Here is a 23,465-nt window from a genome sequence, read left to right as displayed (position 1 = left end):
AATCCTTGGCACGTTGAGGATTGCACACGATAAAACCGGAACACTCGGCCGGTGCGGTATATGGATACCACCTACCCGAGTTCGGCGCAGCAGGTGAGGGCGTCGCGCTGGCTCCTCAGGAAAGCTCTGCCCCAAGCACCACACTCAATGCACTGCGCGCATCATCCAGCTGCACCAGCGTCGCATGGCGGGCGCCCAGGGCGTCGCGGTTTTCGATGGCGGTAAGAATTGCTTTGTGCCGCGGCAACGCCAATTCATGCAGATTCGGCCGCTGATTCGAATGCTTCAACGCCTCGGCAATCGCCACTGACAACATGTTGCACAGGTTCGCCAGCAGATCATTGTGCGTCGCATCAGCGATCCGGCTATGAAAATCCAGATCCGGTTGCAACAACGCTTCCGGTGTCGGCGCCGCTTCCATGCGCTGGTAAGCCTCGCCAATCGCGGCAATATCCGCCTCCGTCGCATGTTGAGCGGCGAGGGCGGCGGCGGCCGGTTCGATAATGCTGCGCACACTGGTCAGCACATTGAAAAATTCATTTTGCGGGCTGCTTTGCATCAGCCAGTGCAGTACATCGGGATCGAGCATGTGCCACTCGCGGCGCGCCTTGACCACCGTGCCCACGCGTGGCTTGGAATACACCAGCCCCTTGGCCACCAATACCCGTGTGGCTTCACGCAATACTGGCCGGCTGACCGCATACTCCTCGCAGAGCAGGGCTTCGGCGGGCAGTTTGTCGTCGGGCAAAAAACGTCCGGAGACGATCTGCATGCCCAGTTCCTGGACGATGCGCGAATGCATGCTTTTACGGTCGGAGGGTTTGCGGTAATCCATGGGGAACGATGCGATCCTGAGCGATGGAGATGCCGCGCATCATAGCAGGCATACCACAATCTTGAGGGAGACACACAAGCCAAATGTGGGAGCGGGCTTGCTCGCGAAAGCGGGGTATCAGCCAAGCATTTCTCGACTGATACTTCGCTTTCGCGAGCAAGCCCGCTCCCACAGGGGATTTGTGTGATTAGTGAGAGTGGCGCGGCACTTCGGCGCCTCGGCAGCCGACCAGGAAGTCAAAGTCACAACCCTGATCCGCCTGCAGCACATGGTCGATGTACAACTGACGATAGCCACCCACCAGCAATTGCTGCGGCGGCTGCAGATCGGCCATCCGTGCAGCCAGTTCGGCATCCGGAATGTCCAGGTGCAGACGCCCGGTGGCGCAATCCAGTTCGATCCAGTCGCCTTCCTGCACCGTCGCCAAAGGCCCGCCAGCTGCGGCTTCCGGCGCCACGTGCAAGACCACCGTGCCGTACGCGGTGCCGCTCATCCGCGCGTCCGAGATGCGCACCATGTCCGTCACACCCTGGGCGAGCAGCTTGGCTGGCAAGCCCATGTTGCCGACTTCGGCCATGCCCGGATAACCCTTCGGCCCGCAGTTCTTCATCACCAGAATCGAATCTTTATCGACATCCAGTTCCGGATCATTGATCCGCGCCTTGTACATGTCGAAGTTCTCGAACACCACCGCACGGCCGCGATGCTGCATCAGTTCCGGGGTCGCGGCGGACGGCTTGAGCACTGCACCAAGCGGCGCCAGGTTGCCGCGCAGTACGCAGATGCCGCCATCGGCGCGAATCGGATTGTCGAGAGTGCGGATCACTTCGTCTTCGCCATAGATCGGCGCGTCCTTGGTGTTCTCGCCGATCGACTTGCCGTTGACGGTCAGTGCGTTCGGGTTAGGGATCAGATTGGCTTCGCCGAGGCGACGCAGCACCGCTGGCAAACCACCGGCGTAATAGAACTCTTCCATCAGGAAACGTCCCGATGGTTGCAGGTCGACGATGGTCGGCATGCCGCGCCCGATACGGGTCCAGTCGTCCAGATCCAGCTCGACGCCGATGCGCCCGGCGATGGCTTTCAAGTGAATCACCGCGTTAGTCGAACCGCCGATGGCGGCGTTGACCCGGATAGCGTTTTCGAAAGCTTCCTTGGTCAGAATCTTCGACAGTTTCAAGTCTTCGCGCACCATCTCCACCGCACGCATGCCGGACATGTGCGCCAGCACATAACGTCGCGCATCCACCGCCGGGATCGCCGCATTGTGCGGCAGCGAAGTGCCCAGTGCTTCGGCCATGCAGGCCATGGTCGACGCCGTGCCCATGGTGTTGCAGGTGCCTGCCGAACGCGACATGCCGCCCTCGGCCGCAAGGAAATCGTCAATGGTGATGGTGCCAGCCTTGACCTGTTCGCTGAGCTGCCAGACCACGGTGCCGGAACCGATGTCCTTGCCCTTGTGCTTGCCGTTGAGCATTGGCCCGCCGGTGACGACGATGGCCGGTACGTCGCAACTCGCCGCGCCCATCAGCAATGCCGGGGTGGTTTTGTCGCAACCGGTCAGCAGCACCACACCGTCAATCGGGTTGCCGCGAATCGCTTCTTCAACATCCATGCTCGCCAGGTTGCGGGTGAGCATGGCGGTGGGGCGCAGGTTCGATTCGCCGTTGGAGAACACCGGAAATTCCACCGGAAAGCCACCGGCCTCGATCACCCCGCGTTTGACGTGCTCCGCGATCTGGCGGAAGTGCGCGTTGCATGGGGTCAGTTCCGACCAGGTGTTGCAGATGCCGATGATCGGCTTGCCATGGAACTGGTGGTCGGCGATGCCCTGATTCTTCATCCAGCTGCGGTACATGAAGCCGTTCTTGTCGGCCGTGCCAAACCATTGGGCGGAGCGCAGGGTGGGTTTCTTATCAGACATGATCGATTCTCTTATTGTATGACTATAGTGTTCCAGCTACGGCTTAATCTAAGCGCAAAATCCTAGGTTTGGAAGTGTTGTTGGTGAATTAGTATTACTATATAGTCGTTTTCGACGGAGGGATGGCCCTGGCGGTTTTCTGTGAGAGGCGTCCCCCGAGGTTCTATAAAAACAACAATCGGAGACCGATCTCATGAGCCAGGAACTGCGGCTGATACGGCGCATTACGCTGAAACTGATTCCCTTCCTGATCCTGCTGTACCTGATCGCCTATGTGGATCGCTCCGCTGTCGGCTTCGCCAAGCTGCACATGGGCGCTGACATCGGCATCGGCGACGCCGCCTACGGCCTCGGTGCCGGGCTGTTCTTCATTGGCTACTTCCTGCTTGAAATCCCCAGCAACCTGATGCTCGAACGCTTTGGCGCGCGGCGCTGGTTTGCGCGGATCATGATCACCTGGGGCGCGATTACCATCGGCATGGCCTTCGTCCAGGGCCCGCACAGTTTCTACGTGATGCGCTTTCTGCTCGGCGCGGCCGAGGCGGGGTTCTTTCCCGGCGTTCTCTACTACATCACCCAGTGGTTCCCGGTGCGCCATCGCGGCAAGATCCTCGGCCTGTTCATCCTCTCCCAGCCCATCGCCATGATGATCACCGGCCCGGTGTCCGGCGGTTTGCTCGGCATGGACGGCGTACTCGGTCTGCACGGCTGGCAGTGGCTGTTTATCGTCATTGGCACCCCGGCGATCCTGCTGACCTGGCCGGTACTGCGCTGGTTGCCGGACGGCCCGCAGCAAGTGAAATGGATGGATCAGACGGAAAAGGACTGGCTGACCGGCGAACTGAAAAAAGATCTGCAGGAATACGGCCAGACCCGTCACGGCAACCCGCTGCATGCCCTGAAAGACAAACGCGTGCTGCTGCTGGCGCTGTTCTATCTGCCGGTGACGTTGAGCATTTATGGTCTCGGTCTATGGTTACCGACGCTGATCAAACAGTTTGGCGGCAGTGATCTGGTCACCGGTTTCGTGTCATCGGTGCCGTACATCTTCGGCATCATCGGTTTGCTGATCGTGCCGCGCAGTTCCGATCGCCTGAATGATCGTTATGGGCACTTGGCGGTGCTGTATGTGCTGGGTGCGATGGGCCTGTTTCTCAGTGCCTGGCTGTCGTTGCCGGTGGCGCAACTGGCGGCGTTGTGTCTGGTGGCGTTCGCGCTGTTTTCCTGCACGGCGGTGTTCTGGACTTTGCCGGGACGCTTCTTTGCTGGCGCGAGTGCGGCGGCGGGGATTGCCTTGATCAACTCGGTGGGGAACCTGGGCGGGTATATCGGACCATTCGTGATTGGCGCGTTGAAGGAGTACACCGGGAATCTGGCATCAGGGTTGTATTTCCTGTCGGGCGTGATGGTGTTCGGTTTGGTCCTGACGGGCGTGGTTTACCGCGTGCTGGAACGTAAACACGTTCTGCCCGTTGACCAGTTTGCCGCCAGCGCCCGTGGCGCCACCCGAACCTGAACTCTGGAAGCAATGCAAATCCCTTGTGGGAGCGAGCTTGCTCGCGAAGAGGCCATCACATTCAACATTGTGTGTGACTGACACACCGCTTTCGCGAGCAAGCTCGCTCCCACAGGGGATCTGCGGTGTTTTTTAGAGGGAATAGGAGAAAATCATGCATCTGGTTCAATTCGAATTAAGCAACGGCGAGCGACGCGTCGGCGTCGTCGACAACGGTCTGGTGCGCGAAGTGCAGGATGCGCGCAGCGTGCGCGATCTGGCGCTGGCTGCCATCGAGGCCGGCCACTCCCTTGAGCAGCAAGTGCATGCCCTCGGCCTCGGCAGCAGCCACGACTACGCCGAGCTCCTGGCGCAACTGCGCATTCTGCCGCCTCTCGACCATCCGGACCCGGCGCACATGCTGGTCAGCGGTACCGGCCTGACTCACCTGGGCAGCGCCTCGGCCCGCGACAAGATGCATCAGCAGGCCGGCGACGAAACGGCGATGACCGACACCATGCGCATTTTCAAATGGGGCGTGGAGGGCGGCAAACCGGCGGCGGGGCAGGCCGGTGTGCAACCGGAATGGTTCTACAAGGGTGACGGCAGCATCGTCGTGCGTCCGGGCCAACCTTTCCCGGTGCCACCGTTTGCCGAAGACGCCGGCGAAGAACCGGAGATGGCCGGCCTCTACGTGATCGGCCACGACGGCAAGCCTTATCGCCTCGGGTTCGCGGTGGGCAACGAGTTCTCCGACCACGTCATGGAACGCAAGAATTACCTGTACCTCGCGCACTCGAAATTGCGCAGTTGCAGTTATGGCCCGGAACTTCGCACCGGTGAACTGCCTCAACATCTGGCCGGCACCAGTCGAATTCTGCGTGACGGCGAAGTGCTCTGGCAGAACGAGTTTCTCAGTGGCGAGGCGAACATGTGCCACAGCCTCGCCAACCTCGAATACCACCACTTCAAATACCGTCAGTTCCTGCGTCCGGGCGATGTGCACATTCACTTCTTCGGCACCGCGACACTGTCGTTTGCCGAAGGCATTCGCACTCAACCGGGCGACCTGTTCGAAATCAGCCAGGCCGAATTCGGCGCACCGCTGGTCAACGGCATCGTGCCGATTGCCGCCTCTTTCGAGCCGGACAGCATCGGCACCCTTTAAGGAGATCCCATGACTCAGATTCTCGGTCACAACTACATCGGCGGTCAGCGCAGCGCGGCTGGCGACGTCAAACTGCACTCCGTCGATGCAACGACGGGCGAACAATTGCCGCACGATTTCATTCAGGCCACGGTTGAAGAAGTCGACGCCGCCGCCAAAGCCGCCGCTGCCGCGTACCCGGCCTATCGCAGCCTCAGCGCCGAGCGTCGCGCACAGTTTCTCGACGCGATTGCTGATGAACTGGATGCGCTCGGTGATGATTTCGTCGCCGTGGTGTGCCGCGAAACCGCGCTGCCGGCCGGGCGCATTCAGGGTGAGCGCGGTCGCACCAGCGGCCAGATGCGTCTGTTCGCCAAAGTCCTGCGCCGGGGTGATTTCTACGGTGCGCGGATTGATCTGCCGCTGCCGGATCGCCAACCATTGCCACGCCCGGACCTGCGCCAGTACCGCATCGGCCTCGGTCCCGTAGCCGTGTTTGGCGCAAGCAACTTCCCACTGGCATTTTCCACGGCTGGCGGCGACACCGCTTCGGCGCTGGCCGCCGGTTGCCCGGTGGTGTTCAAGGCGCACAGCGGTCACATGGCGACAGCAGAACTGGTGGCGGATGCGCTGATCCGCGCCGCAGAAAAAACCGCGATGCCGGCCGGCGTGTTCAACATGATCTACGGCGGTGGCGTCGGCGAGTGGCTGGTCAAGCACCCGGCGATTCAAGCGGTCGGCTTCACCGGTTCGCTCAAGGGCGGTCGTGCGCTGTGCGACATGGCCGCTGCGCGCCCGCAACCGATCCCGGTGTTCGCCGAGATGTCGAGTATCAACCCGGTGATCGTCCTGCCCCAGGCTCTCGCCGAACGTTCGGAAACCGTTGCTCGTGACCTGACCGCCTCGGTGGTGCAGGGTTGTGGCCAGTTCTGTACCAATCCCGGCCTGGTGATCGGGATTCGTTCGCCGCAATTCAGCGCCTTCGTGCAGCAAGTCGCCGGTCTGATCGGTGATCAACCGGCGCAAACCATGCTCAACGCCGGCACCCTCGGCAGCTACGGCAAAGGCTTGCAGAAGCTGTTGGCGCATCCCGGCATTGAACATCTGGCGGGCAATCCGCAGCAGGGCAATCAGGCGCAACCGCAATTGTTCAAGGCGGATGCCAGCCTGTTGATCGATGGCGATGAAGTGCTGCAGGAAGAAGTGTTCGGCCCGACCACGGTGATTGTCGAAGTGGCAGACAAGGCGCAACTCAGCGCCGCGTTACACGGCCTGCATGGGCAACTGACGGCGACGATCATTGGCGAGCTGGCGGACTTCGAGCGTTTCCCTGAGCTGACGCCGTTGCTGGAACAGAAGGTGGGGCGGATTCTGCTCAACGGTTATCCGACCGGTGTCGAGGTGTGCGATTCGATGGTGCACGGCGGCCCGTACCCGGCGACGTCCGATGCCCGTGGCACCTCGGTTGGCACCTTGGCCATCGACCGTTTCCTGCGCCCGGTGTGCTTCCAGAACTACCCGGACAGCTTGCTGCCGGAGCCGTTGAAAAACGCCAACCCGTTGCGCATTCAGCGCCTCGTCGATGGCAAGCCCTCGCGCGACGCCCTCTAAATTCACTCACCCCCTCTGTGGGAGCGGGCTTGCTCGCGAATGCGGTATGTCAGTCGACAAATAGGTTTCTGATTCACCGCATTCGCGAGCAAGCCCGCTCCCACAGGGGTTCTGCGTCGTCAATGAGCTATCATTGGCCCTTTCCCCCCTTAGAAAGACTGTTTGCCATGACTGCCCAAACCCTTCTCAACGCCCTCGAACACTGCGGCATGGTCGAAATCGACGGCCTGCACGCCTTCGAATTCGCCCTCGACGAAGAAGACAATCTGCACATCGAATGCATCGATGGCCGCGAGGCCAAGCATTGGGAATTCACCCCGGCGCAGGTCGCCGCGGCGACGTTTGACGAAGACCTGCAGAGCTGGCTGATTGTTGGTCATGCCAGCGACACCAAGACCACCGGCGAACACCGCCTGGTCTGCCTCGGTGACGTAGTCAGCAGCAGCGATGACGAGGACGAAACTGATGAAAATGCGTAAATTCTGGCCGCTGCTGATGGCCGGCAGCGTCGGCGCCATGGGCCTGTCCACGGCCTCCGCCGAGAGCTTCCAGTTGCTGGTCGGCTCCTACACCGCTGGCACCAGCCAGGGCATCTATCGCATGAACTTCGACAGCGCCACCGGCCAGATCGCCGCCAAGCCGCTGCAAGTGGTGAAGAGCGAAAATCCGTCGTGGCTGACCCTGTCCAGGGATCAGAAACGTCTGTTCGTGGTCAACGAAAACGGCCCGGGCCAGGAAGACCCGGTCGGCCGCGTCAGCAGTTATTCGATCGATCCGAAAACCCACGCCCTGAGCCTGATCAATCAGGTGCAGAGCCTGGGCAACGAGCCAACCCACTCGAGCCTCAGCGGCGATGCCAGCCATCTGTTCGTCAGCAACTACTCGGTCATGGAAGATCCGGGTGGCACCTTGGCGGTATTGCCGGTCGGTGCTGACGGCAAACTCAAACCGGTGGTGCAGATGAGCGCGCACACGGCGAGCCGGATCAATCCGGAGCGGCAGGCCTCGAACCACGTGCACTCGACGGTTTCCTCGCCGGACGGCCGTTATGTGTTCTCCAATGATCTGGGCGCGGACAAGGTCTTCGTTTACCTGTTCGATCCGAAGGCCAACCCTGATCTGCCGCTGACACCGGCGATGACCGCCTCCGTGGCCTTGCCGGGCGGCAGCGGCCCGCGTCATCTGCTGTTCAGCGCCGATGGCAAACACGCCTGGCTGACCATGGAAATGAGTGCCCAGGTCGCGGTGTTCGACTACCACGACGGCGTGCTGACCCAGACGCAAATGGTCGATCTGGCGGCTGGCCAGCCGACCTCGGACAAAGCCGCGGCGGCGCTGCATGCCTCGGCCGATGGCAAGTTCCTGTACGTCAGCAACCGTGGCACCGCCAACCAGCTGCTGGTATTCGCTATCGATCCGGCGTCCGGCCAGCTCAAGGAACTGCAAAGACGTTCGGTGGAAGGTGACCATCCGCGTGAGTTCAGCCTCGATCCGAGTGGCAAATTCCTGTTGATCGCCAACCAGAAGAGCAACGAGATTGTCGTCGTCGAGCGCGATGGCAAGACCGGCCTGCTCGGCAAAACCGTGCAAAAACTGCCGATGGACGCCCCGAGCGACCTCAAGTTTATCGTGCGACAATAAGCCACAGGCCCCGGTTTACGGGGCCTGTGTCTTTGTATTAATCGCGCTGATATCCGGTAATGCTACAAAGCATTTCAGGCGATCAACCCTCGAGCGTTAAGTTTGCTTCACGGCCCAACCGGGCAAACAAGCCAACCGAACACGAGGGTTACCGCCATGAACTTCAATCTCTTCTCCGTTATCGCTGCTTCCGCCATCTCCGCCACCGTTGTGCTGCCAGCCAGTGCCAACGTGGAAATCAACAGCAAGAAATCCCACACCCAGAGCTACACCCAGAAATACCTGCAACAGAGCGCCAACTTCTACGCCGCCCTGGATCACAAAGCCCAACACTGAAATGCCCGCTTCGAACTACTCCCAGTAGGCGCTGCCGAAGGCTGCGATCTTTTGATCTTGTTTTAAAAAGCAAAATCAAAAGATCGCAGCCTTCGGCGGCGCCTACACGTGTGCGTGTGTTTTTCGCGGCCTGATAGGTTTCTTGAAGCGCGCAAATAGACTGGCTAAATAATCAACGAAGCTGATATTTACTATGGCAAACCCTGAGTGGTTAGCGCGGCTTTTTTGATTGATTCTGTGGACATCGAAACATGCCCACGGGAGAACACCATGGCCAGCGCAATCCTTCATTCAGCCAAACGCGGCGCCTACCTGGCCATCGGTCTGTACCTGGCCGTGGTGCTGGTCGTCAGCATCGCCTCGCAGATGGAACACAGCTTCGACGCCCCGATTGAAGTCGCCCACCCCGGTATTCAGTTTGAAGTCCGCTCGCAAAGCGTGATGGTCGACCGGGCCGAACTCGCGGGAGTCGGCGGAGCATGAAAGGCTACAGACTTTGGGTGATTGCCGGTTTGGCGTTCTTCACCAACGGCGCATCGTTATTAGGGTTCGGCCAAGGCTCGGTGGGTGCATTGGCCCGCGCCATAGAGTGCAATCACAACATCGCGCACAACATCGAACGGGCAAATACATTGGGACTGCTGGCTGGCAATCCACCGATGAAGGCCACCGCCAGTTTCCTCGGGCCGTTCGAAGTAGACTGCTCGGCGCTCGGCATGTGCCAGGTACTGGCCTGATCCTGCATTGGATTATTTCTTCATGATCGAGGTGAACAGGTCGGATTCGAGGAAGCGCTGCAACCACGCCTGTAAGCGGATGTGAGGCGTCTGCGCAAACCACTCGCGATCAACATGCGCGAACTGTCGAACAAACGGCAGCAGGGCGATATCCGCCAGGCTGGGGTGATCGGCCAGCAAGTAATCACTATCCGCCAATAGCTCATCCAGCCTCTGCAAAAACAACGCCCCTTCAGCCCGATAAACTTCCATGGGTTGCTCCGGATAGCGCTCGGCGTATTTGTAGCGATTCAAATGCACCTTGAACACTTGATCATTCGTTTCGATCAATTCCGCAATCCGCGCGTCATCTGCCAGCAGCCAGTTCTGCGGATCATTCTGCGCCAGCGCCCAGCGCATGATTTCCAGACTCTCATCAATCACCCGACCCTCCGCATCCAGCACCGGCACCGTACCTTTGGGCGAGATCGCCAGCATCTCTGCCGGTTTGGCCTTGAGGCTGACCTCAACGATGTCCACTGGTACGCCCGAATAACGCAGCGCCATCCGCGCCCGCATCGCGTACGGGCAGCGGCGGAAGGAATACAGCGTGTTCATTTCACCTCCAGTGTGCTCAACCCGTTGCCCTGACGCTGCACCTGAATCTGCACCGGGATCCGTTCGTGCATTTCCTGCACATGGGAAATCACCGCGACCTTGCGGCCCTGCGCCTGCAAGCCGTCCAGTGCATCCATCGCCAGTTGCAGCGACTCCGGATCGAGGCTGCCGAAACCTTCATCGATAAACAGCGATTCGATTTTCAGCGTGCTCGACGCCATTGACGCCAAGCCCAGAGCGAGAGCCAGCGACACCAGGAACGTCTCGCCACCGGACAACGAATGCACTGAGCGCAGTTCGTCGCCCATTTCCGTGTCCATCACCAACAGGCCGAGCATGCTGCCGCCACGCTTCAGGCGGTAACGTTTGACCAGTTGGCGCAGTTGCACGTTGGCGTGATGCACTAGCAGGTCGAGGTTGTAAGCCTGGGCGATCTTGCGGAAGGTGTCGCCGGTGGCCGAGCCGATCAAGGCACTCAGGCGCGCCCAGCGTTGATACTCGGCATACGCCGAGGCAATCTGCTGCGCCAGCGCCTGATTGGCGTTCTGTCGGCGCTGGTCTTCGACCTGTTCGGCACGCAGTTCGGCGCACTGCTGCTCGCTGACTGCAAACTGGTTCTGCAGATCGGCGAGGGCGCTGGCCAGTTGTTCGGCATCGAGGTTGCCGTTGTGCTGCGCCTGATGATCGAGCAGGCGCTTGTCACGTTCCTGCAACAACACCTTCGCCTGTTCGATGGCTTTTTCGTTGTGCTGCAAGCGCTGACGCAGTTCGACGACTTGCGCGTCATCGACCCGCAGCAGATCTTCGAGGCCACCGTCATCCAGCTCCGGATGACGGGCGCGCCAGTCGGCAATTTTGCCGGCCAGATCCTGATCTTCGCTGTGCAGCGCCTGCGAACGTTCCTGCTGTGCCTTGAGTTCGGCGGCGATCTGCACGAGCTGTGTGCGCACGTTTTGCAGCTCCTGCGCGGTGCCGGTTTCAGCGTTGCGCGCCTGTTCCACCGCTTGCTCAAGTTGCTGCTGCCAGTGCTCGGCGCTGCTGTGTTCGCCAAGCAATTGCGCCAGTTTCTGCTGGCAGGCTTGCTGTTGCTCAGTCAGTGCGGTGAATTGCTGTTCGGCGCTGAGCAACTGTTGTGCGCGGGTCTGCTGGCGATCCTGTTCTTTCTCCAGCGTCTGTTGCCGCTGTTGCTGCTCGGCCTGTTCTTCTTTCTGCTGATCGACCTGCGCCAGACGCTCGGCAATCTGCCGGTCCAGCGCCATGAAGGTCGCCGCCGGTTCCTGGCGCAGGGCTTCAAGGGTGTCCGCTGGCAGCAGATTGCCGAATGCGCTGAGTTCTTCGTCGAGGCGCTGACGGTCGCTGCTCAGCTCGCGCTGCTGATTGCTCAGGTGCTGCGCGGCTTGCTGGTGTGCGGTTTCCGCGTGGCGCAATTGCTGGGTCAGGCGCGCCGCGTCCTGTTGCAAGGTGAGCAGGGCGCTCTGGCGTTGTTCGTCCTGCGTGATGCTCTGGTTCAGCTGCTCGTTTTGCCGGGCGAGCCAGGCATCGCGCTGGCCAGCGTCCTGATTGAACAACTGCGCGGACAGCGGATGCGCATCGAGGCTAGGCGCCAACGCTTGCTGCTGAGTGGCCAGTTGTTCTTGCTGTTGCAGCAGTTCTTTCTGCTGAGCAATGACGCCACCGACTTCGGCGCGCAGTTCGATGAGTTTTTCCTTGAGCTGATCGACCACCTGTTGGGCGTTGGCCTGCTCGTTTTCATCATGACGACCGAGGCTTTGCAGCAGCGCTTCGGGCTGGTGATACGGGTGCTCGTTGCTGCCACAGACCGGGCACGGTTGATCGTCCTGCAACTGCGCACGCAACTCTTCGACACTGGCACTGCGCGCCAGACGCTGGCGCTCAAGCAGTTCGCGGGTGACGTTGAGGGTTTGCTCGGCGACGGTCAGATCGGCTTTGCTTTTCACACCGTCCTGAGTCAGCCGCTCGCGTTCCTGTTGGGCGCTGAGCTGGCGCTGTTGCAGCTCGCTGCTGCGTTTGTCGAGATCCTGTTGCGTGGCCCACAGGCGCGACAGGTCTTCGAAGGCGCGCAGTTGTTTGCGATTGTCCTGCAGCAGCGTGCCGAGGAGGCCGATCTGCTCGGCGACTGCATCCGGTTCGGCGCCGGCTTCCTTGAACAGCACTTCCAGTTGCTGTTTCTGCGTGGTCAGCTCTGCGGCACTGCGGGTGGCGTTTTCTTCGAGGCTCGCCAGCTCGGCCTGCCCCTTGTTCAAGCGATTGCCGATCAACATCAACTGTTGCAGGCGATCGCGGTAGGCATTCCACGCATCACTCAGCGGCGCCAGATGAGCGCTTTGCTCAAGTTCGGCGGCTATGCGCTGCAGGCGTTCGGCGACCTGGCTCTGCTTTGCCAGCATGGCTTGAATGGCGTTCTGGCCTTCGGTGCAAGCCTGCTGCGCATTGAGCCTGGCTTCGGTACTTTGCGCGACCTCCCTGGCCAGACGGGCGAGGGTGCTTTGCTCTTCAAAAGCCTGACGCAACAGCGGCGCGTTTGCGCTTTGTCGTTGCTGCGCTTCGCTGAGGGCGACTTTTGCCGCTTCGAGGTTTTGCTCCAGTTGCGTCTGGCGCTCAGTCAGTTCGGCGTGTTGCTGGGTGTGCGCGGCGATTTGCGCAGCCAGTGGCGTCAACAGGGCATCGAGTTCGTTTTTGCGCGCGAACTGGTGCCGCTGCGGGCCGAGCTGCTCCAGTCGCGTCAGCTTCACTCGCTCGCCGGCCAGACTCTCCGATTGCTGTTGCGCGCTGTGCAATTGCTCGGCGGCGGCTTGCTGCGCGTCCTGCAACACACGCAAATCCTTGAGCCAGCCGTGCTGTTGCTCAAGCTGTTTGAGCTGGGCCTGCTGCAACTTCATTTGCTGTTGCGCGGCGTTGAAGCGCTCATCCAGCTCGGCCCGGGCTTCGGGCGCCAGTGGTGTGACGCCGGTGGCCTGATCCTGCAACAGCTTGTGTGCTTCGCGGGCCTCTTTGGTCTTGTCGAAGGCGCGGCGGCCGAGGCGGGTGTACAGCGCGGTGTCGGTGAGTTTTTCCAGCAGTTCGCTGCGGTCGTTGTCGTCGGCTTTCAGGAACGCGCTGAACTCACTCTGCGCCAGCAGCACGGCGCGGGTGAACTGTTCGAAGTTCAGGCCGAGCGCGGCTTCCAGCTGGGTTTTGTATTCACCTTTCTGGCTGGCGAGCAGTTGATCCTGATCGATGTCACGCAGGCTCTGACGGCTGGCCTGCAACTTGCCGCCGGCCTTCTCGCGGGCGCGGTTGGCTTCCCAGCGCGCCCGATAACGACGGCCATCGACACCGACAAAATCCACTTCGGCGTAGCCTTCGCCAGTGCCGCGTCGTAGCAGGGTACGCGGGTCGCCGGTGGCAATTTCGCCGTCGGCATCCGGGACTTTGGCGTCGCGGCCAGTGTTGTTCAGGCGCGGCACGGCGCCGAACAGCGCCAGGCACAAGGCGTCGAGCAAAGTACTTTTACCGGCGCCGGTCGGACCAGTAATGGCGAACAAACCGGCGCTGGCCAGCGGTTCGGCGGTGAAATCAATCTCGAACGGCCCGGCCAGCGAGGCGAGGTTTTTCAGGCGAATGGCGAGAATCTTCATGGCTGCTCGCCCTCCAGTTGCACGTCTTGCAGCAGTTCGGCGAAGTCCTTCAGCGTCTGCTCATCGACCTCGCTGCCGTAGTTATCCAGCCACGCGCGGCTGAACAGTTCCTGCGGGGTGAGTTGGTCGAGTTCGATCAGCGCGCTGCCGTCATCGCTGCCGTCAGCGCCACGGTTGCCGGCGTATTCGGCGGCGATGCGCACCAGGCGCACGGCTTTGCCTTGCAGGGCGCTTTCGACTTGGTGGCGCAGATCCGGCTGCGGCTCGTCGAGGGTTACGCGCACTTCCAGCCATGGCTGACGTTGGGTTTCGGCGAGCAGGTCGATGTTCGGCAGATCGGCCAGTTGCAGCAGAATCTCCGCCAGCGGTGCCGGGCCGATGCGTTGCAGGTTGACCGAGCGCGGGATCAGTTTCGGCTCGACGCTGACCAGGGTTTCGCCGTCGAGGGTGACGTCGAGAATCTGGTGCTGATAGCCAATCTCCGAGAACGACAACGGAATCGGCGAGCCGCTATAACGAATGCGCTCTTCACCGTTGACCTTCTGCGGCTTGTGCAAATGACCGAGGGCGACGTAGCTGATGCTCGGCCCGAACAGACTGGCGGGCAGGGCTTCGGCGTTGCCAATGATCAGGCTGCGTTCGGAATCTTCCGACACCGAACCGCCGGCCATGTGCGCGTGGCTGATGGCAATCAGCGCCTGACCGGGTTTGCGCTTGGCGTTGGCCGCTTCGATCAGCCACTCGTGCACCTGACCGATGCCACGCAAATAGTTGTCGCCCAGGTGCGCGCCAGTCACCTCCGCCGGGCGCAGGAACGGCAGCGCCAGGCACCACGCGGCGACTTCGCCGGTTTTATCCGGCAGCGGCAGCAGCAGGCGCTCGGCATCCAGTTGCCCGTCATCCAGCCACAACACCCGACCCAGCGCATGGGTGCGCAAACGGCGCATCAACGGTGCGGGCAACTCGATCCGCGAGCCGGAATCGTGGTTGCCGGCAATCATCACGATGGTCAGCAACGGCTGCTGTTCATGGGCGCTGACGATGAAATCGTAGAGGCGTTCCTGGGCTTTGACCGGCGGATTGACCGTATCGAAGATGTCCCCGGCGATCAGCAGCACATCCGGCTGCGCCAGTTGCAGTTGGCGCAGCAGCCATTCGAGAAAACAGGCGTGCTCGAAATCGCGCTCCTGGCCGTGCAGGTTTTGCCCAAGGTGCCAGTCGGAGGTGTGGAACAGACGCAAGGTGGACTCCGGTGCATTTAAAGAGGTGATGGCCGCGGGGAAATGAAGGGCGGCGAAAGAGGGGAGAGTTTACAGATTATTGCGGCGGGAGGGCTTCTGCGCGATCGCGGTGAATGGCTCAATTGACGCGCTGAAACGCGCTGCTTACCATCGCGCCACTATATTGATGTCATTTTGGCTGCGGGGGTGATTCGCCGTTGGTTGAAACCGGAGGACAACGGAAATGCGGGTTGAAAGCTTGTTCAATCAGGCCAGAGGCATGGTTAAAGGGCTTTATTCTCTGGCAATGGATGACTGGGGATTTCGTGCGGAGCAAGCGTTTGCCTATGCCCAGGATGATCTGGAACTCCTGCTGCGCAAAGATGCGCCCGGACCGAATGCAATTCTTCAGACAGCCATTTATATGGGGTGTTGATCCTTATGTTTCCAACACTAATTGAAGATCGATTGGGTCAGATGTCTCAAAGTCAAAAGATCGCAGCCTTCGGCAACTCCTGCACATACCCCCTTTAGGACCTGCCGAAGCCTGCGATCTTTTGCTCTTTTACTTTGGATAAAGCGGCGGCAATCCACTATCACCCACCGGATCCTGCACCCGCTCCGCCGTCGGAATAGTGCGGATCGCCCGCCACAAATCCTCACCCTGCCAATGCTGCGCCGTTTCGCTGTACAGCGCACCATTCAACCCATCCAGCGCATCCGACAACGGCACAAACCGCGCCGCCATGTCCGCCAGGGTTTCCGGCTGCTGCCGCGCCCACGCGTCCAGTGCCTGCCGCGTCGCCTGCGGGTCATTGGCCTGACTCGCCCGTTTGATGTCATCCATCAACGTGCGCGGGCTCGGGCCGGTTTGTGCGGCGCGGTGCACGGCGGGTTGCCAGCGCGCGCGCCACCACAGGCCGAAGCCGAGGAGGGTGGTGCAGGCGAGGATCAGGGTGCTGAGTTTCCACCACCACAACACGTCGTTATCGACAACGCTCACTTGCAGATTGCCGGCCGGCGTGTCGACTTGCAGGCTCGGGTTGTTGGCCACTTGCAGGGTGCGCGCAGGCAAGCTGCTGTGTTCCAGATGGTCTTCGAAGGTGTTCCACCAGACCACATCCACGGTCGGCAAATCGATGGCGCCGCTGCGGCTCGGCACCAAGGCTTCGCGCTCTTCGCGGCTGCCGACAATGCCCCGCTCGGTGCTCTGGTTGCTCAGCACTGGTTGATCGGGGTAGCGGCGCAGGCCGTTGACGTCGGTGGCGGGCAGCGCCGGCAATTGCGAGGCAGCCAGGCCTTCGACTTTCAACGTCAGGCTGCGGGTCAGGGAATCGCCAACCTGCGTGTGTTCCGGCTCCGGGTTCCAGCTTTCGCTGAGGCTCAGGCTGCGCGCCGGCAGCCACGGCGCGTCGACCGGGTAGGTCAGGGGTTTGGGTTTGACGGTCAGGGGGATTTCGGCGGAACTGACGTGCATCAGTTTGCCCGGTTTCGGCCCCTGTGCATTCGCGTCCTGCGACGGCTGCGTATCGACCAGTGTGGCGCTGAAGGTTTGTGGGGCAATGGTCAGCAAACCGCTGTGCTGCGGGTAGATCGCATAGCGCATTTCGATCACGCCATGACGGACACCGTTGAGGTCTTTTTCGTAGGTGCGGGTGTCACCGAGTTGCTCGATGCGCGCATCGGCGATTTGCAGCGGCGTCAGGCTGCTGTCGTCGTACAGCGACACCGAATGGAAGATGCGCAGGGTCAGGATCGCCTGCGCCTGCACATAGACGCTGGACTGGTCGAGGCTGGCCTCGATGAACACCGGATCAAGGTTGTTCTTGTTCTCGCGGGTGTCGCTTTCGATCACTTGCACGGTGATCGGCTGGCTCTGCGCATCGCCCAGTTGCAGCGGCGGGATCACCACGCTGCCGTTCTCTTTCGGCAGCAGGGTGATGATCCAGCGCGTGGTCGCGCGGTTGTCGCCATTGAGGGTGTTGAGCTGGTTGACCTGCCGCGTGCCGCGCACTTCGAACAACGCTTCCAGCGCGGTCAGGTCGGGTTTGCCGAACTGGGTGACGTCGCTGGTTTCGAGGGTAAGCTCGACCGTCTCGCCGGAATTGAGGCGACTGCGATCCACGCTGGCGGTCAGCTCGGCCGCTTGGGCGGTGGCCGTGCAGAGCAGCAGGGGCAGCAAGAGAGCGGTGAAGCGGGTCATCGAGTGTTTTCCTGATCCTGATGTTGTTGCTGTTCGTACCAGAATTTGCGTCGCAGCAGTTCGCCCGGATCATCCGGGATCTTGCCCAGCCATTGTTCCAGCGCCTGACGCTGCTCACCTTCGAGGTTGTCTTCACTCGGGCGCAGCGTCGGCACGGTATCCGTTTGTTCTTCCTCGTCGCTACCCGGTATTTCGTTGGGGCCTGGCTGCGGCGGCGTGGTCGGTGGCGGTTCGCTGGCCGACTCGGCGGGTTGCGCCTCGCTCTGGGTTTCACTGTTGACCGCCGGTGGCGGTGCGGTCGCGGGCGATGGTTCGTCGCCGGGCAGACGCTGTTCGGCCGGTTTGTTTTCCGCTTCGGCGGGCGGCGGCGTGCGCTTCTGCTTCAGCAGATTCTCTACCAAAGCCTTGTTGGTCTGCGCCGGACGCAAATCCGGTTGCAGTTCCAGCGCCTGTTCATAGGCATCGATTGCTGCTTCCAGCTCACCGCTTTTTGCCAGGGCGTTGCCACGATTGTAGTGGGCGCGAGCGTCGCTGCCTTCGGCAAAGCGCTGGGCGGCGCCACTGTAGTCGCCGGCCTCGTACAACGCCACCCCTTGCCACTGATGATCGTCGAAATGTTGCGCGGCTTCGGCCGGGCGCTTCTGTTTGAGCAGGTGCAGGCCCTGTTGATCGGGACGCAACCACAAATCCTCAAAGTCAAAAGCGTAGCTCGGCTGCGGCAAGCAAAACAGCAGCGGCAGGCAGAACAACCAGCCGCGCCGCCCGGCGCAAGCGGCGAGCAGCAACAGCGGCAACAGCAGCCAGTAACCCTGATCGGCCCAGGTATCCAGACGCACGGTCTGGCCGTCGTCGCGCAAGCTGCGCGGACCGTTGAGCAGGCCGAGCGCGCCAAGATCCGCTTCGTCGAGGCGGGCAGGGTGGTATTCGCCGCCGACGCTATTGAGGAAGGCCGCCAGCCCCGGACTGTCGAGTTGCGGCACGCGTATCGCGCCTTGTTCGTCCTTGAGGAAACTGCCGTCCTCCTGGGCAATCGGCGCACCTTCGGCAGTGCCGACGCCGAGCATCAACAACTGCGCTGATTGCCCGCTGAGTGCGCGGCGAATACCTTGGCGTTCTTCTTCATCAAGCGACGAGCCGATCAGCAGAATCCGCCCCTGACCGAGCGCGCCCTGTTTCAGCAGGGCCAGCGCCTTGCTCACCGCCAGATCGGCGCGATGGCCGCTTTCCGGCATCAGCGACGGTTTGAGCGCGTCGAGCAGATTGCGGCTGGTCGCCAGGTCATCGGAAAGCGGCACGAGTGTGTGCGCGCTACCGGCGTAAACGACGATCGCGGTTTGCGCATCGCTACGCGCCTGCAACAGATCGAAGAGCTTGCGTCGTGCCTGTTCCAGTCGCGTCGGCGGTGCATCAGTGGCGAGCATTTCCGGGGTCAGCTCCAGCACCACCACTAACGGATCGGCAGGTTTCTGGCTGGTCTGTTCGACGCGTTCCCAACTCGGCCCGAGCAACGCCAGAAGGGTCAGCAACCACGCCACGCCAAGGGCAACCCACGGCAGTTTGCTGTCGCGACCATTGCCGCCGCTGAGCAGGGCGGCGTGGAACGCCGGCGGCAGAATCATCTGCCAGCGCCCGGCGCGTTTCTGTCGGTGCCAGAGTTGCCAGATCAGCCAGCCTAGCAGCGGCAACAGCAACAGCCACCAGGGACGAAACCAGTGCGGCCAGAGCGCAATCATCGGCGCCTCCGCAAACGAAGGCGTTTGAGGCGCTCGCGCCAGTCAGGCAGCGGACTTTGCAGATACAGCTCCTTGGTGAACAGCCGTTGCAACGGATTGTCCGGCCACAATTCACGGGAGACCAGCAACAGGCTCAACCACAGCGCGAGCGCCAACGGCCAGTGATACAAAGCTTGCGCCGGGCGCGCCTGCGTGGGTTGTTGAGTGACGGGTTCGAGTTGATCGAGGGTGTCCTTGATCGCTTGCAGTTCCTTGCCATCGTGGGCACGGAAATACTGGCCGCCGGTGACTTCGGCGATGGCTTTGAGTGCCGGTTCGTCGAGGTCCAAGCTCGGATTGACCCCAAGCAGGCCGGTCGAACCGCTGTCCTCGGGATTGGCGCCGATGCCGATCGGATAGATCTTCACACCTTCCCTGGCCGCCAGTTTTGCTGCGGTCAGCGGATTGATTTCGCCGCCGTTGTTGGCGCCGTCAGTCACCAGAATCAGCACGCGACTTTGCGCCGGACGCAGGCGCAGGCGTTTCAGCGCCAGACCGATGGCGTCGCCGATCGCAGTGTTTTTGCCGGCGATGCCGATGCGCGCTTCGTCGAGCCAGACGCGCACGGTGCGGCGATCAAAGGTCAACGGCGCTTGCAGATAAGCCTGGCTGCCGAACAGGATCAGGCCGACGCGGTCACCATCGCGGCTTTCGAGGAAGTCGCCGAGCAGATGCTGCACTAGCGACAGGCGACTGACTTCTTCGTCCTGCCACTGCATATCGGGGAAATCCATCGAGCCGGACACGTCCACCGCCACCAGCAGATCGCGACCACTGGCGGCAATCGGCAGCGGCTCGCCGAGCCATTGCGGGCGTGCGGCGGCGGTCAGCAGCAACAGCCACAACAGCATGAACGGCGCTTGTTGGCGCCACGCCGGCAGATTGGCCCTGGCGCGGCGGCGGGCGAGGCCTTCCAGATCGGCGAGAAAGCTGACTTTCAGCGCGGGCTCGCCACTGTCCGCCACCGGCAGCACCAGACGCATCAGCCACGGCAGCGGCAGCAGCACGAAGATCCATGGCCAGGCGAACTCAAACATGTTTGCGAATCCACGTGTCGACGGCCTGGGTCAGGCCGGCGATGGCTTTGTCATCGAGTTTGCACTCTGGCTTGTAGGCGCCTTCGACCAGCACCATCCAGCGCGTCAGGCCCGCCGCCGGGCAGCGGTTGTCGAGGAACGCCAGCCATTTACGCCCGTTGAGGGTGTGGCTCTGGCTGTAGGGATAGTGGTTGCGGCACAGGCGTTTGAGCAGGCCGTTGAGTTGCTGCAGCCAGGCCCCGGCCGGGGCACCGTCGTAGGGTTTGGGCATCTGCGCGAGTTCGGCGAGGGCGGCGATGCGCACCGGGTCGAGCGGCTGTTCGGCGCGCACGACCGGGCGTTTCTTCACCGGAATGAAACGCCGCAGCTTCCACACGGCGAAACCCAGCAGCGGCAGCAACAGAAGCAGCAGCCACCAACCCGGTGCCGGTGGCCAGAAGGCAATCGGTGGCGGTGAGATCAGCGGTTGCAGTTGTTCGAGGCCGTTCATCGACCGGTCCCCGGACGCTGCGGATTAAGGAACTCACGCATCTGCTCGACCATCTCGCTTTGCGTGCTCAGCGGCATCAGCAGCACTCGCAGTTTTTGCGCAAGCAATTCCCAGCGAGCGATGCGCGCTTCGGCCTGGGCGCGATAGGTCTGGCGCAGCTCGAAATTCAACGTGTCGAGTTCCAGTTGCGCACCGCGCTGGGCGAAGCGCAACAGCCCGGCGGCGGGCAGGGCGTGATCGAGGGGATCGGACAGCGGCAGCATCAGCAAATCGCAATGACGCGAGAGCAGGCTCAGTTGTTGTTCGGCACTGTCAGACAACGCGCGCTCGTCGCAGATGACGATCACCAGACTGCCCGGGCGCAGCACTTCGCGGGCACGGCGCAAGGCCACGCCAAACGCATCGCGATCCGGCTCACGCTCGCTGTGCAGCGACTGATTGACCTTGACCAGACGGTTGAGCAATTGCAGCAGGCTCTGCTTGCTGCGCCGTGGCTTGATTTCGTAGTGCTCGTTGTCGCCGAACACCAGTCCACCGACGCGGTCGTTGTGACCGAGCGCGGCCCAGCCGATCAACGCCGCCGCTTGCGCCGCGAGTACTGATTTGAACATCAGTCCGGAACCGAAAAACAGCCGCGTGCTTTGCTCGACCATGATGAAAATCGGCCGTTCGCGCTCTTCATGGAACAGCTTGGTGTGCGGCTCTTGCGTACGTGCGGTCACTCGCCAATCGATGGTGCGCACATCATCACCGGCCTGATAGACCCGCACCTGGTCGAAATCGACGCCACGGCCACGGAATTTCGAGTGATGCAGGCCGATCAGCGGGCTGCGCTGACTTGGCGTGGAAAACAGCTGCACTTCACGCACCCGGTGGCGCATCTCGATCAGCTCGGCGAGGCTGACGCGGATGCCCGGTTCGGACGGCAGGGGGGCGTTCATGGGGGTCAAGCGACGGCTACGACGTCGAGAATCCGCTGCACCACCCGATCCTGATCGATGCCGGCGGCTTCGGCTTCAAACGACAGAATGATGCGGTGACGCAACACATCGAACAGCACAGCCTGAATATCTTCCGGGCTGACGAAGTCGCGACCGGCCAGCCACGCGTGGGCGCGGGCGCAGCGGTCGAGGGCGATCGAGCCGCGCGGGCTGGCGCCGTAGGCGATCCACTCGGCCATTTCCGGGTCGAACTTGGCCGGGTTGCGCGTGGCCATGACCAGCTGCACGAGGTATTCCTCCACAGCGTCGGCCATGTACAGACCGAGGATTTCCTTGCGCGCGGCGAAGATCGCCTGCTGGCTGACGCGGCGCTCGGGCTTGGTTTCGCCGTTCAGCGCTTCACCACGGGCCTGCTGGAGGATGCGGCGTTCGACGGCGGCATCCGGGAAACCGATTTTCACGTGCATCAGGAAACGGTCGAGCTGCGCTTCCGGCAGCGGGTAAGTGCCTTCCTGCTCGATCGGGTTCTGCGTGGCCATCACCAGAAACAGCGGAGACAGCTCGTACGTGCTGCGGCCGACACTCACCTGACGCTCGGCCATGGCTTCGAGCAGCGCCGATTGCACTTTGGCCGGGGCACGGTTGATTTCGTCGGCCAGCACCAGGTTGTGGAAGATCGGCCCTTGCTGGAACACGAAACTGCCGGTTTCCGGGCGATAGATCTCGGTGCCGGTGATGTCGGCCGGCAGCAGGTCAGGGGTGAACTGGATGCGATGGAACTGGGCTTCGATGCCCTCGGCGAGCTCTTTGATCGCTTTGGTCTTGGCCAGACCCGGAGCGCCCTCGACCAGCATGTGGCCATCGGCGAGCAGGGCGATGAGCAAACGCTCGATGAGTTTTTCCTGGCCGAGAATCTGCGTTGAAAGAAAGGTTCGCAGCGCCAGCAGCGCTTCACGATGTTCCATCGGTGACTGTTCCTGGAAAGGGGTGGCCACAGGCGTTCGGATAACGCCGGGGCTGGGGGCGTTACTTTAATCCATCGCAGGGGGTGGCGACTAACGGCATTTTGCGCAAAGTGCGGGAAATGACTGGGGGATTTGTTGGATTTTTGTAGCGGGGGAGTGATTGGTTGCCAGTGCTGGCCCTATCGCGAGCAGGCTCACTCCTACAATGGATCGTCGTACACCGACCTGTAGGAGTGAGCCTGCTCGCGATGGGGCCAGGCCGGACACCATCAAACTTCGTTAATGAAGGTACCCGTCCCATCAAGGATGTTCGTCAAGGTCTCGACAACCTCATCCAGATCCACCATATCGGGGTTAAAGCTGATCTCCAGCACATCATCCCCGTTCAACGCATCGGCATCCGCCGCCGCGATCTCGATCTTCAACAGATTCGAACTCAAGGTGACTTTCACCCCGTCCAGCGTAGAAGGCTCGCCATCCAGGGTGATCTCCAGCTCATCCTCGTCCGGGTAGCGGCTCATCAGAAACATCTCGCCCTTGTCGCTGTGGCAGCAGAGCATGGCCATGTTGTCTTCTTCGTCATCGCACGGGTTGACGATCAGTAGGGCGGTGGTCATTTGCATGGTCAATTCCTGCCTCGAGGGGCGTGTCGGTCGCTAATGGGCGCGATTCTGCCAGTCCTCGGGAATTTCTGCATGTGAGAGTGTCAGAGGATGTGTCGTGAACGCGACGTGGGTCAATGGTCATTTCTGGCACGCATGTACCGTAAAAACGGGCATTCAGACCAGCATTTTGCGCCACGACTGCTAGTGTTACCGGGGGCCAAAGCCTTGGTTTACGTGCCAATGACCGAATATGTCGCAGCACCGCAAGCAG

21 protein-coding genes are annotated in these 23,465 nt (G+C 61.6%); 9 read left to right on the top strand and 12 right to left on the bottom strand.

Going from position 1 to position 23,465, the window contains the following annotated elements; translation table 11 throughout:
* Window positions 1-115 precede the first annotated feature (115 nt).
* Complete coding sequence (locus ACM6IV_RS10275; protein WP_093437799.1) at window positions 116-835, bottom strand: FadR/GntR family transcriptional regulator; 720 nt, start codon at window positions 833-835, stop codon at window positions 116-118.
* Window positions 836-1,022: 187 nt separating this feature from the next.
* A complete protein-coding gene (locus tag ACM6IV_RS10270) occupies window positions 1,023-2,759 on the bottom strand; it encodes an IlvD/Edd family dehydratase (RefSeq protein ID WP_108226767.1) in 1,737 nt (578 codons plus the stop codon).
* A gap of 193 nt (window positions 2,760-2,952) precedes the next feature.
* On the opposite strand from ACM6IV_RS10270, the gene ACM6IV_RS10265 reads away from it, so the two are divergent.
* The 8 genes from ACM6IV_RS10265 (at window position 2,953) to ACM6IV_RS10230 (ending at window position 9,726) form a co-directional block, all read left to right on the top strand.
* Entirely contained in the window at window positions 2,953-4,275 is a 1,323-nt protein-coding gene (locus ACM6IV_RS10265) for an MFS transporter (protein ID WP_414869863.1), read from the top strand.
* A 154-nt stretch (window positions 4,276-4,429) separates the two neighbouring features.
* Window positions 4,430-5,422, top strand: coding sequence for an AraD1 family protein (gene araD1, locus ACM6IV_RS10260; RefSeq protein ID WP_414869862.1), 993 nt, complete (start codon window positions 4,430-4,432; stop codon window positions 5,420-5,422).
* A 9-nt stretch (window positions 5,423-5,431) separates the two neighbouring features.
* Window positions 5,432-7,012: an aldehyde dehydrogenase (NADP(+)) gene (locus ACM6IV_RS10255; RefSeq protein ID WP_414869861.1), complete on the top strand. Its 1,581-nt coding sequence runs from the start codon at window positions 5,432-5,434 to the stop codon at window positions 7,010-7,012.
* 167 nt (window positions 7,013-7,179) lie between these two features.
* Window positions 7,180-7,491, top strand: a complete 312-nt coding sequence (locus tag ACM6IV_RS10250; RefSeq protein ID WP_414869860.1) for a DUF5629 family protein — start codon at window positions 7,180-7,182, stop codon at window positions 7,489-7,491.
* Window positions 7,478-8,653, top strand: a complete 1,176-nt coding sequence (locus ACM6IV_RS10245; protein ID WP_414869859.1) for a lactonase family protein — start codon at window positions 7,478-7,480, stop codon at window positions 8,651-8,653. The genes ACM6IV_RS10250 and ACM6IV_RS10245 overlap by 14 nt, the downstream gene beginning before the upstream one ends.
* Before the next feature lie 156 nt (window positions 8,654-8,809).
* Window positions 8,810-8,989 carry a hypothetical protein gene (locus tag ACM6IV_RS10240; protein ID WP_007917967.1) on the top strand — a complete coding sequence of 60 codons (180 nt, stop codon included), beginning with the start codon at window positions 8,810-8,812 and terminating at the stop codon, window positions 8,987-8,989.
* A gap of 270 nt (window positions 8,990-9,259) precedes the next feature.
* On the top strand, window positions 9,260-9,472 hold the full coding sequence (locus tag ACM6IV_RS10235; RefSeq protein WP_110720970.1) for a hypothetical protein: 213 nt from the start codon (window positions 9,260-9,262) through the stop codon (window positions 9,470-9,472).
* Window positions 9,469-9,726, top strand: coding sequence for a hypothetical protein (locus ACM6IV_RS10230; RefSeq protein ID WP_414869858.1), 258 nt, complete (start codon window positions 9,469-9,471; stop codon window positions 9,724-9,726). The genes ACM6IV_RS10235 and ACM6IV_RS10230 overlap by 4 nt, the downstream gene beginning before the upstream one ends.
* 12 nt (window positions 9,727-9,738) lie before the next feature.
* Here ACM6IV_RS10230 and ACM6IV_RS10225 read toward each other — a convergent pair whose 3' ends face one another.
* Genes ACM6IV_RS10225 through ACM6IV_RS10215 form a run of 3 tightly spaced genes read right to left on the bottom strand, consistent with a single transcriptional unit; the run spans window position 9,739 to window position 15,202 of the window.
* Window positions 9,739-10,323: a glutathione S-transferase gene (locus ACM6IV_RS10225; protein WP_414869857.1), complete on the bottom strand. Its 585-nt coding sequence runs from the start codon at window positions 10,321-10,323 to the stop codon at window positions 9,739-9,741.
* Window positions 10,320-13,961 (bottom strand): AAA family ATPase, encoded by a 3,642-nt coding sequence (locus ACM6IV_RS10220; protein ID WP_414869856.1) that lies wholly within the window; start codon window positions 13,959-13,961, stop codon window positions 10,320-10,322. The genes ACM6IV_RS10225 and ACM6IV_RS10220 overlap by 4 nt, the downstream gene beginning before the upstream one ends.
* The gene (locus ACM6IV_RS10215; RefSeq protein ID WP_414869855.1) at window positions 13,958-15,202 is read right to left on the bottom strand and encodes an exonuclease SbcCD subunit D C-terminal domain-containing protein; all 1,245 of its coding nucleotides are present in this window, start codon (window positions 15,200-15,202) and stop codon (window positions 13,958-13,960) included. The genes ACM6IV_RS10220 and ACM6IV_RS10215 overlap by 4 nt, the downstream gene beginning before the upstream one ends.
* A 223-nt stretch (window positions 15,203-15,425) precedes the next feature.
* On the opposite strand from ACM6IV_RS10215, the gene ACM6IV_RS10210 reads away from it, so the two are divergent.
* Entirely contained in the window at window positions 15,426-15,617 is a 192-nt protein-coding gene (locus ACM6IV_RS10210; protein ID WP_414869854.1) for a hypothetical protein, read from the top strand.
* Between the two features lie 129 nt (window positions 15,618-15,746).
* Here ACM6IV_RS10210 and ACM6IV_RS10205 read toward each other — a convergent pair whose 3' ends face one another.
* The 7 genes from ACM6IV_RS10205 to ACM6IV_RS10175 form a co-directional block, all read right to left on the bottom strand.
* Window positions 15,747-17,384, bottom strand: coding sequence for a BatD family protein (locus ACM6IV_RS10205; RefSeq protein ID WP_414869853.1), 1,638 nt, complete (start codon window positions 17,382-17,384; stop codon window positions 15,747-15,749).
* Window positions 17,381-19,117 carry a tetratricopeptide repeat protein gene (locus ACM6IV_RS10200; protein ID WP_414869852.1) on the bottom strand — a complete coding sequence of 579 codons (1,737 nt, stop codon included), beginning with the start codon at window positions 19,115-19,117 and terminating at the stop codon, window positions 17,381-17,383. The genes ACM6IV_RS10205 and ACM6IV_RS10200 overlap by 4 nt, the downstream gene beginning before the upstream one ends.
* Window positions 19,114-20,193 (bottom strand): vWA domain-containing protein, encoded by a 1,080-nt coding sequence (locus ACM6IV_RS10195; protein WP_414869851.1) that lies wholly within the window; start codon window positions 20,191-20,193, stop codon window positions 19,114-19,116. The genes ACM6IV_RS10200 and ACM6IV_RS10195 overlap by 4 nt, the downstream gene beginning before the upstream one ends.
* Window positions 20,186-20,683: a DUF4381 domain-containing protein gene (locus tag ACM6IV_RS10190; RefSeq protein ID WP_414869850.1), complete on the bottom strand. Its 498-nt coding sequence runs from the start codon at window positions 20,681-20,683 to the stop codon at window positions 20,186-20,188. The genes ACM6IV_RS10195 and ACM6IV_RS10190 overlap by 8 nt, the downstream gene beginning before the upstream one ends.
* Window positions 20,680-21,624, bottom strand: coding sequence for a DUF58 domain-containing protein (locus ACM6IV_RS10185; protein ID WP_414869849.1), 945 nt, complete (start codon window positions 21,622-21,624; stop codon window positions 20,680-20,682). The genes ACM6IV_RS10190 and ACM6IV_RS10185 overlap by 4 nt, the downstream gene beginning before the upstream one ends.
* Before the next feature lie 5 nt (window positions 21,625-21,629).
* Window positions 21,630-22,589: an AAA family ATPase gene (locus ACM6IV_RS10180; RefSeq protein WP_007913915.1), complete on the bottom strand. Its 960-nt coding sequence runs from the start codon at window positions 22,587-22,589 to the stop codon at window positions 21,630-21,632.
* A 269-nt stretch (window positions 22,590-22,858) separates the two neighbouring features.
* Window positions 22,859-23,212: a hypothetical protein gene (locus tag ACM6IV_RS10175; RefSeq protein WP_414869848.1), complete on the bottom strand. Its 354-nt coding sequence runs from the start codon at window positions 23,210-23,212 to the stop codon at window positions 22,859-22,861.
* Between the last annotated feature and the right edge of the window lie 253 nt (window positions 23,213-23,465).

This window comes from Pseudomonas sp. IT-347P (genome assembly GCF_949768005.1).
Taxonomy (GTDB): domain Bacteria; phylum Pseudomonadota; class Gammaproteobacteria; order Pseudomonadales; family Pseudomonadaceae; genus Aquipseudomonas.
Note: the sequence above shows the minus strand (reverse complement) of the source record. Positions and strands in the feature narration are given on the sequence as shown.

Excerpts from the sequence above, each read along its gene's own strand:
- ACM6IV_RS10175 (WP_414869848.1), bottom strand. The coding sequence starts at position 23,212 with ATGCAAATGACCACCGCCCTACTGATCGTCAACCCGTGCGATGACGAA.
- ACM6IV_RS10275 (WP_093437799.1), bottom strand. The coding sequence starts at position 835 with ATGGATTACCGCAAACCCTCCGACCGTAAAAGCATGCATTCGCGCATC.
- ACM6IV_RS10200 (WP_414869852.1), bottom strand. The coding sequence starts at position 19,117 with ATGATTGCGCTCTGGCCGCACTGGTTTCGTCCCTGGTGGCTGTTGCTG.
- ACM6IV_RS10270 (WP_108226767.1), bottom strand. The coding sequence starts at position 2,759 with ATGTCTGATAAGAAACCCACCCTGCGCTCCGCCCAATGGTTTGGCACG.
- ACM6IV_RS10255 (WP_414869861.1), top strand. The coding sequence starts at position 5,432 with ATGACTCAGATTCTCGGTCACAACTACATCGGCGGTCAGCGCAGCGCG.
- ACM6IV_RS10185 (WP_414869849.1), bottom strand. The coding sequence starts at position 21,624 with ATGAACGCCCCCCTGCCGTCCGAACCGGGCATCCGCGTCAGCCTCGCC.
- ACM6IV_RS10225 (WP_414869857.1), bottom strand. The coding sequence starts at position 10,323 with ATGAACACGCTGTATTCCTTCCGCCGCTGCCCGTACGCGATGCGGGCG.
- araD1 (WP_414869862.1), top strand. The coding sequence starts at position 4,430 with ATGCATCTGGTTCAATTCGAATTAAGCAACGGCGAGCGACGCGTCGGC.
- ACM6IV_RS10180 (WP_007913915.1), bottom strand. The coding sequence starts at position 22,589 with ATGGAACATCGTGAAGCGCTGCTGGCGCTGCGAACCTTTCTTTCAACG.
- ACM6IV_RS10190 (WP_414869850.1), bottom strand. The coding sequence starts at position 20,683 with ATGAACGGCCTCGAACAACTGCAACCGCTGATCTCACCGCCACCGATT.
- ACM6IV_RS10205 (WP_414869853.1), bottom strand. The coding sequence starts at position 17,384 with ATGACCCGCTTCACCGCTCTCTTGCTGCCCCTGCTGCTCTGCACGGCC.
- ACM6IV_RS10245 (WP_414869859.1), top strand. The coding sequence starts at position 7,478 with ATGAAAATGCGTAAATTCTGGCCGCTGCTGATGGCCGGCAGCGTCGGC.
- ACM6IV_RS10265 (WP_414869863.1), top strand. The coding sequence starts at position 2,953 with ATGAGCCAGGAACTGCGGCTGATACGGCGCATTACGCTGAAACTGATT.
- ACM6IV_RS10195 (WP_414869851.1), bottom strand. The coding sequence starts at position 20,193 with ATGTTTGAGTTCGCCTGGCCATGGATCTTCGTGCTGCTGCCGCTGCCG.
- ACM6IV_RS10235 (WP_110720970.1), top strand. The coding sequence starts at position 9,260 with ATGGCCAGCGCAATCCTTCATTCAGCCAAACGCGGCGCCTACCTGGCC.
- ACM6IV_RS10250 (WP_414869860.1), top strand. The coding sequence starts at position 7,180 with ATGACTGCCCAAACCCTTCTCAACGCCCTCGAACACTGCGGCATGGTC.
- ACM6IV_RS10210 (WP_414869854.1), top strand. The coding sequence starts at position 15,426 with ATGCGGGTTGAAAGCTTGTTCAATCAGGCCAGAGGCATGGTTAAAGGG.
- ACM6IV_RS10240 (WP_007917967.1), top strand. The coding sequence starts at position 8,810 with ATGAACTTCAATCTCTTCTCCGTTATCGCTGCTTCCGCCATCTCCGCC.
- ACM6IV_RS10230 (WP_414869858.1), top strand. The coding sequence starts at position 9,469 with ATGAAAGGCTACAGACTTTGGGTGATTGCCGGTTTGGCGTTCTTCACC.
- ACM6IV_RS10220 (WP_414869856.1), bottom strand. The coding sequence starts at position 13,961 with ATGAAGATTCTCGCCATTCGCCTGAAAAACCTCGCCTCGCTGGCCGGG.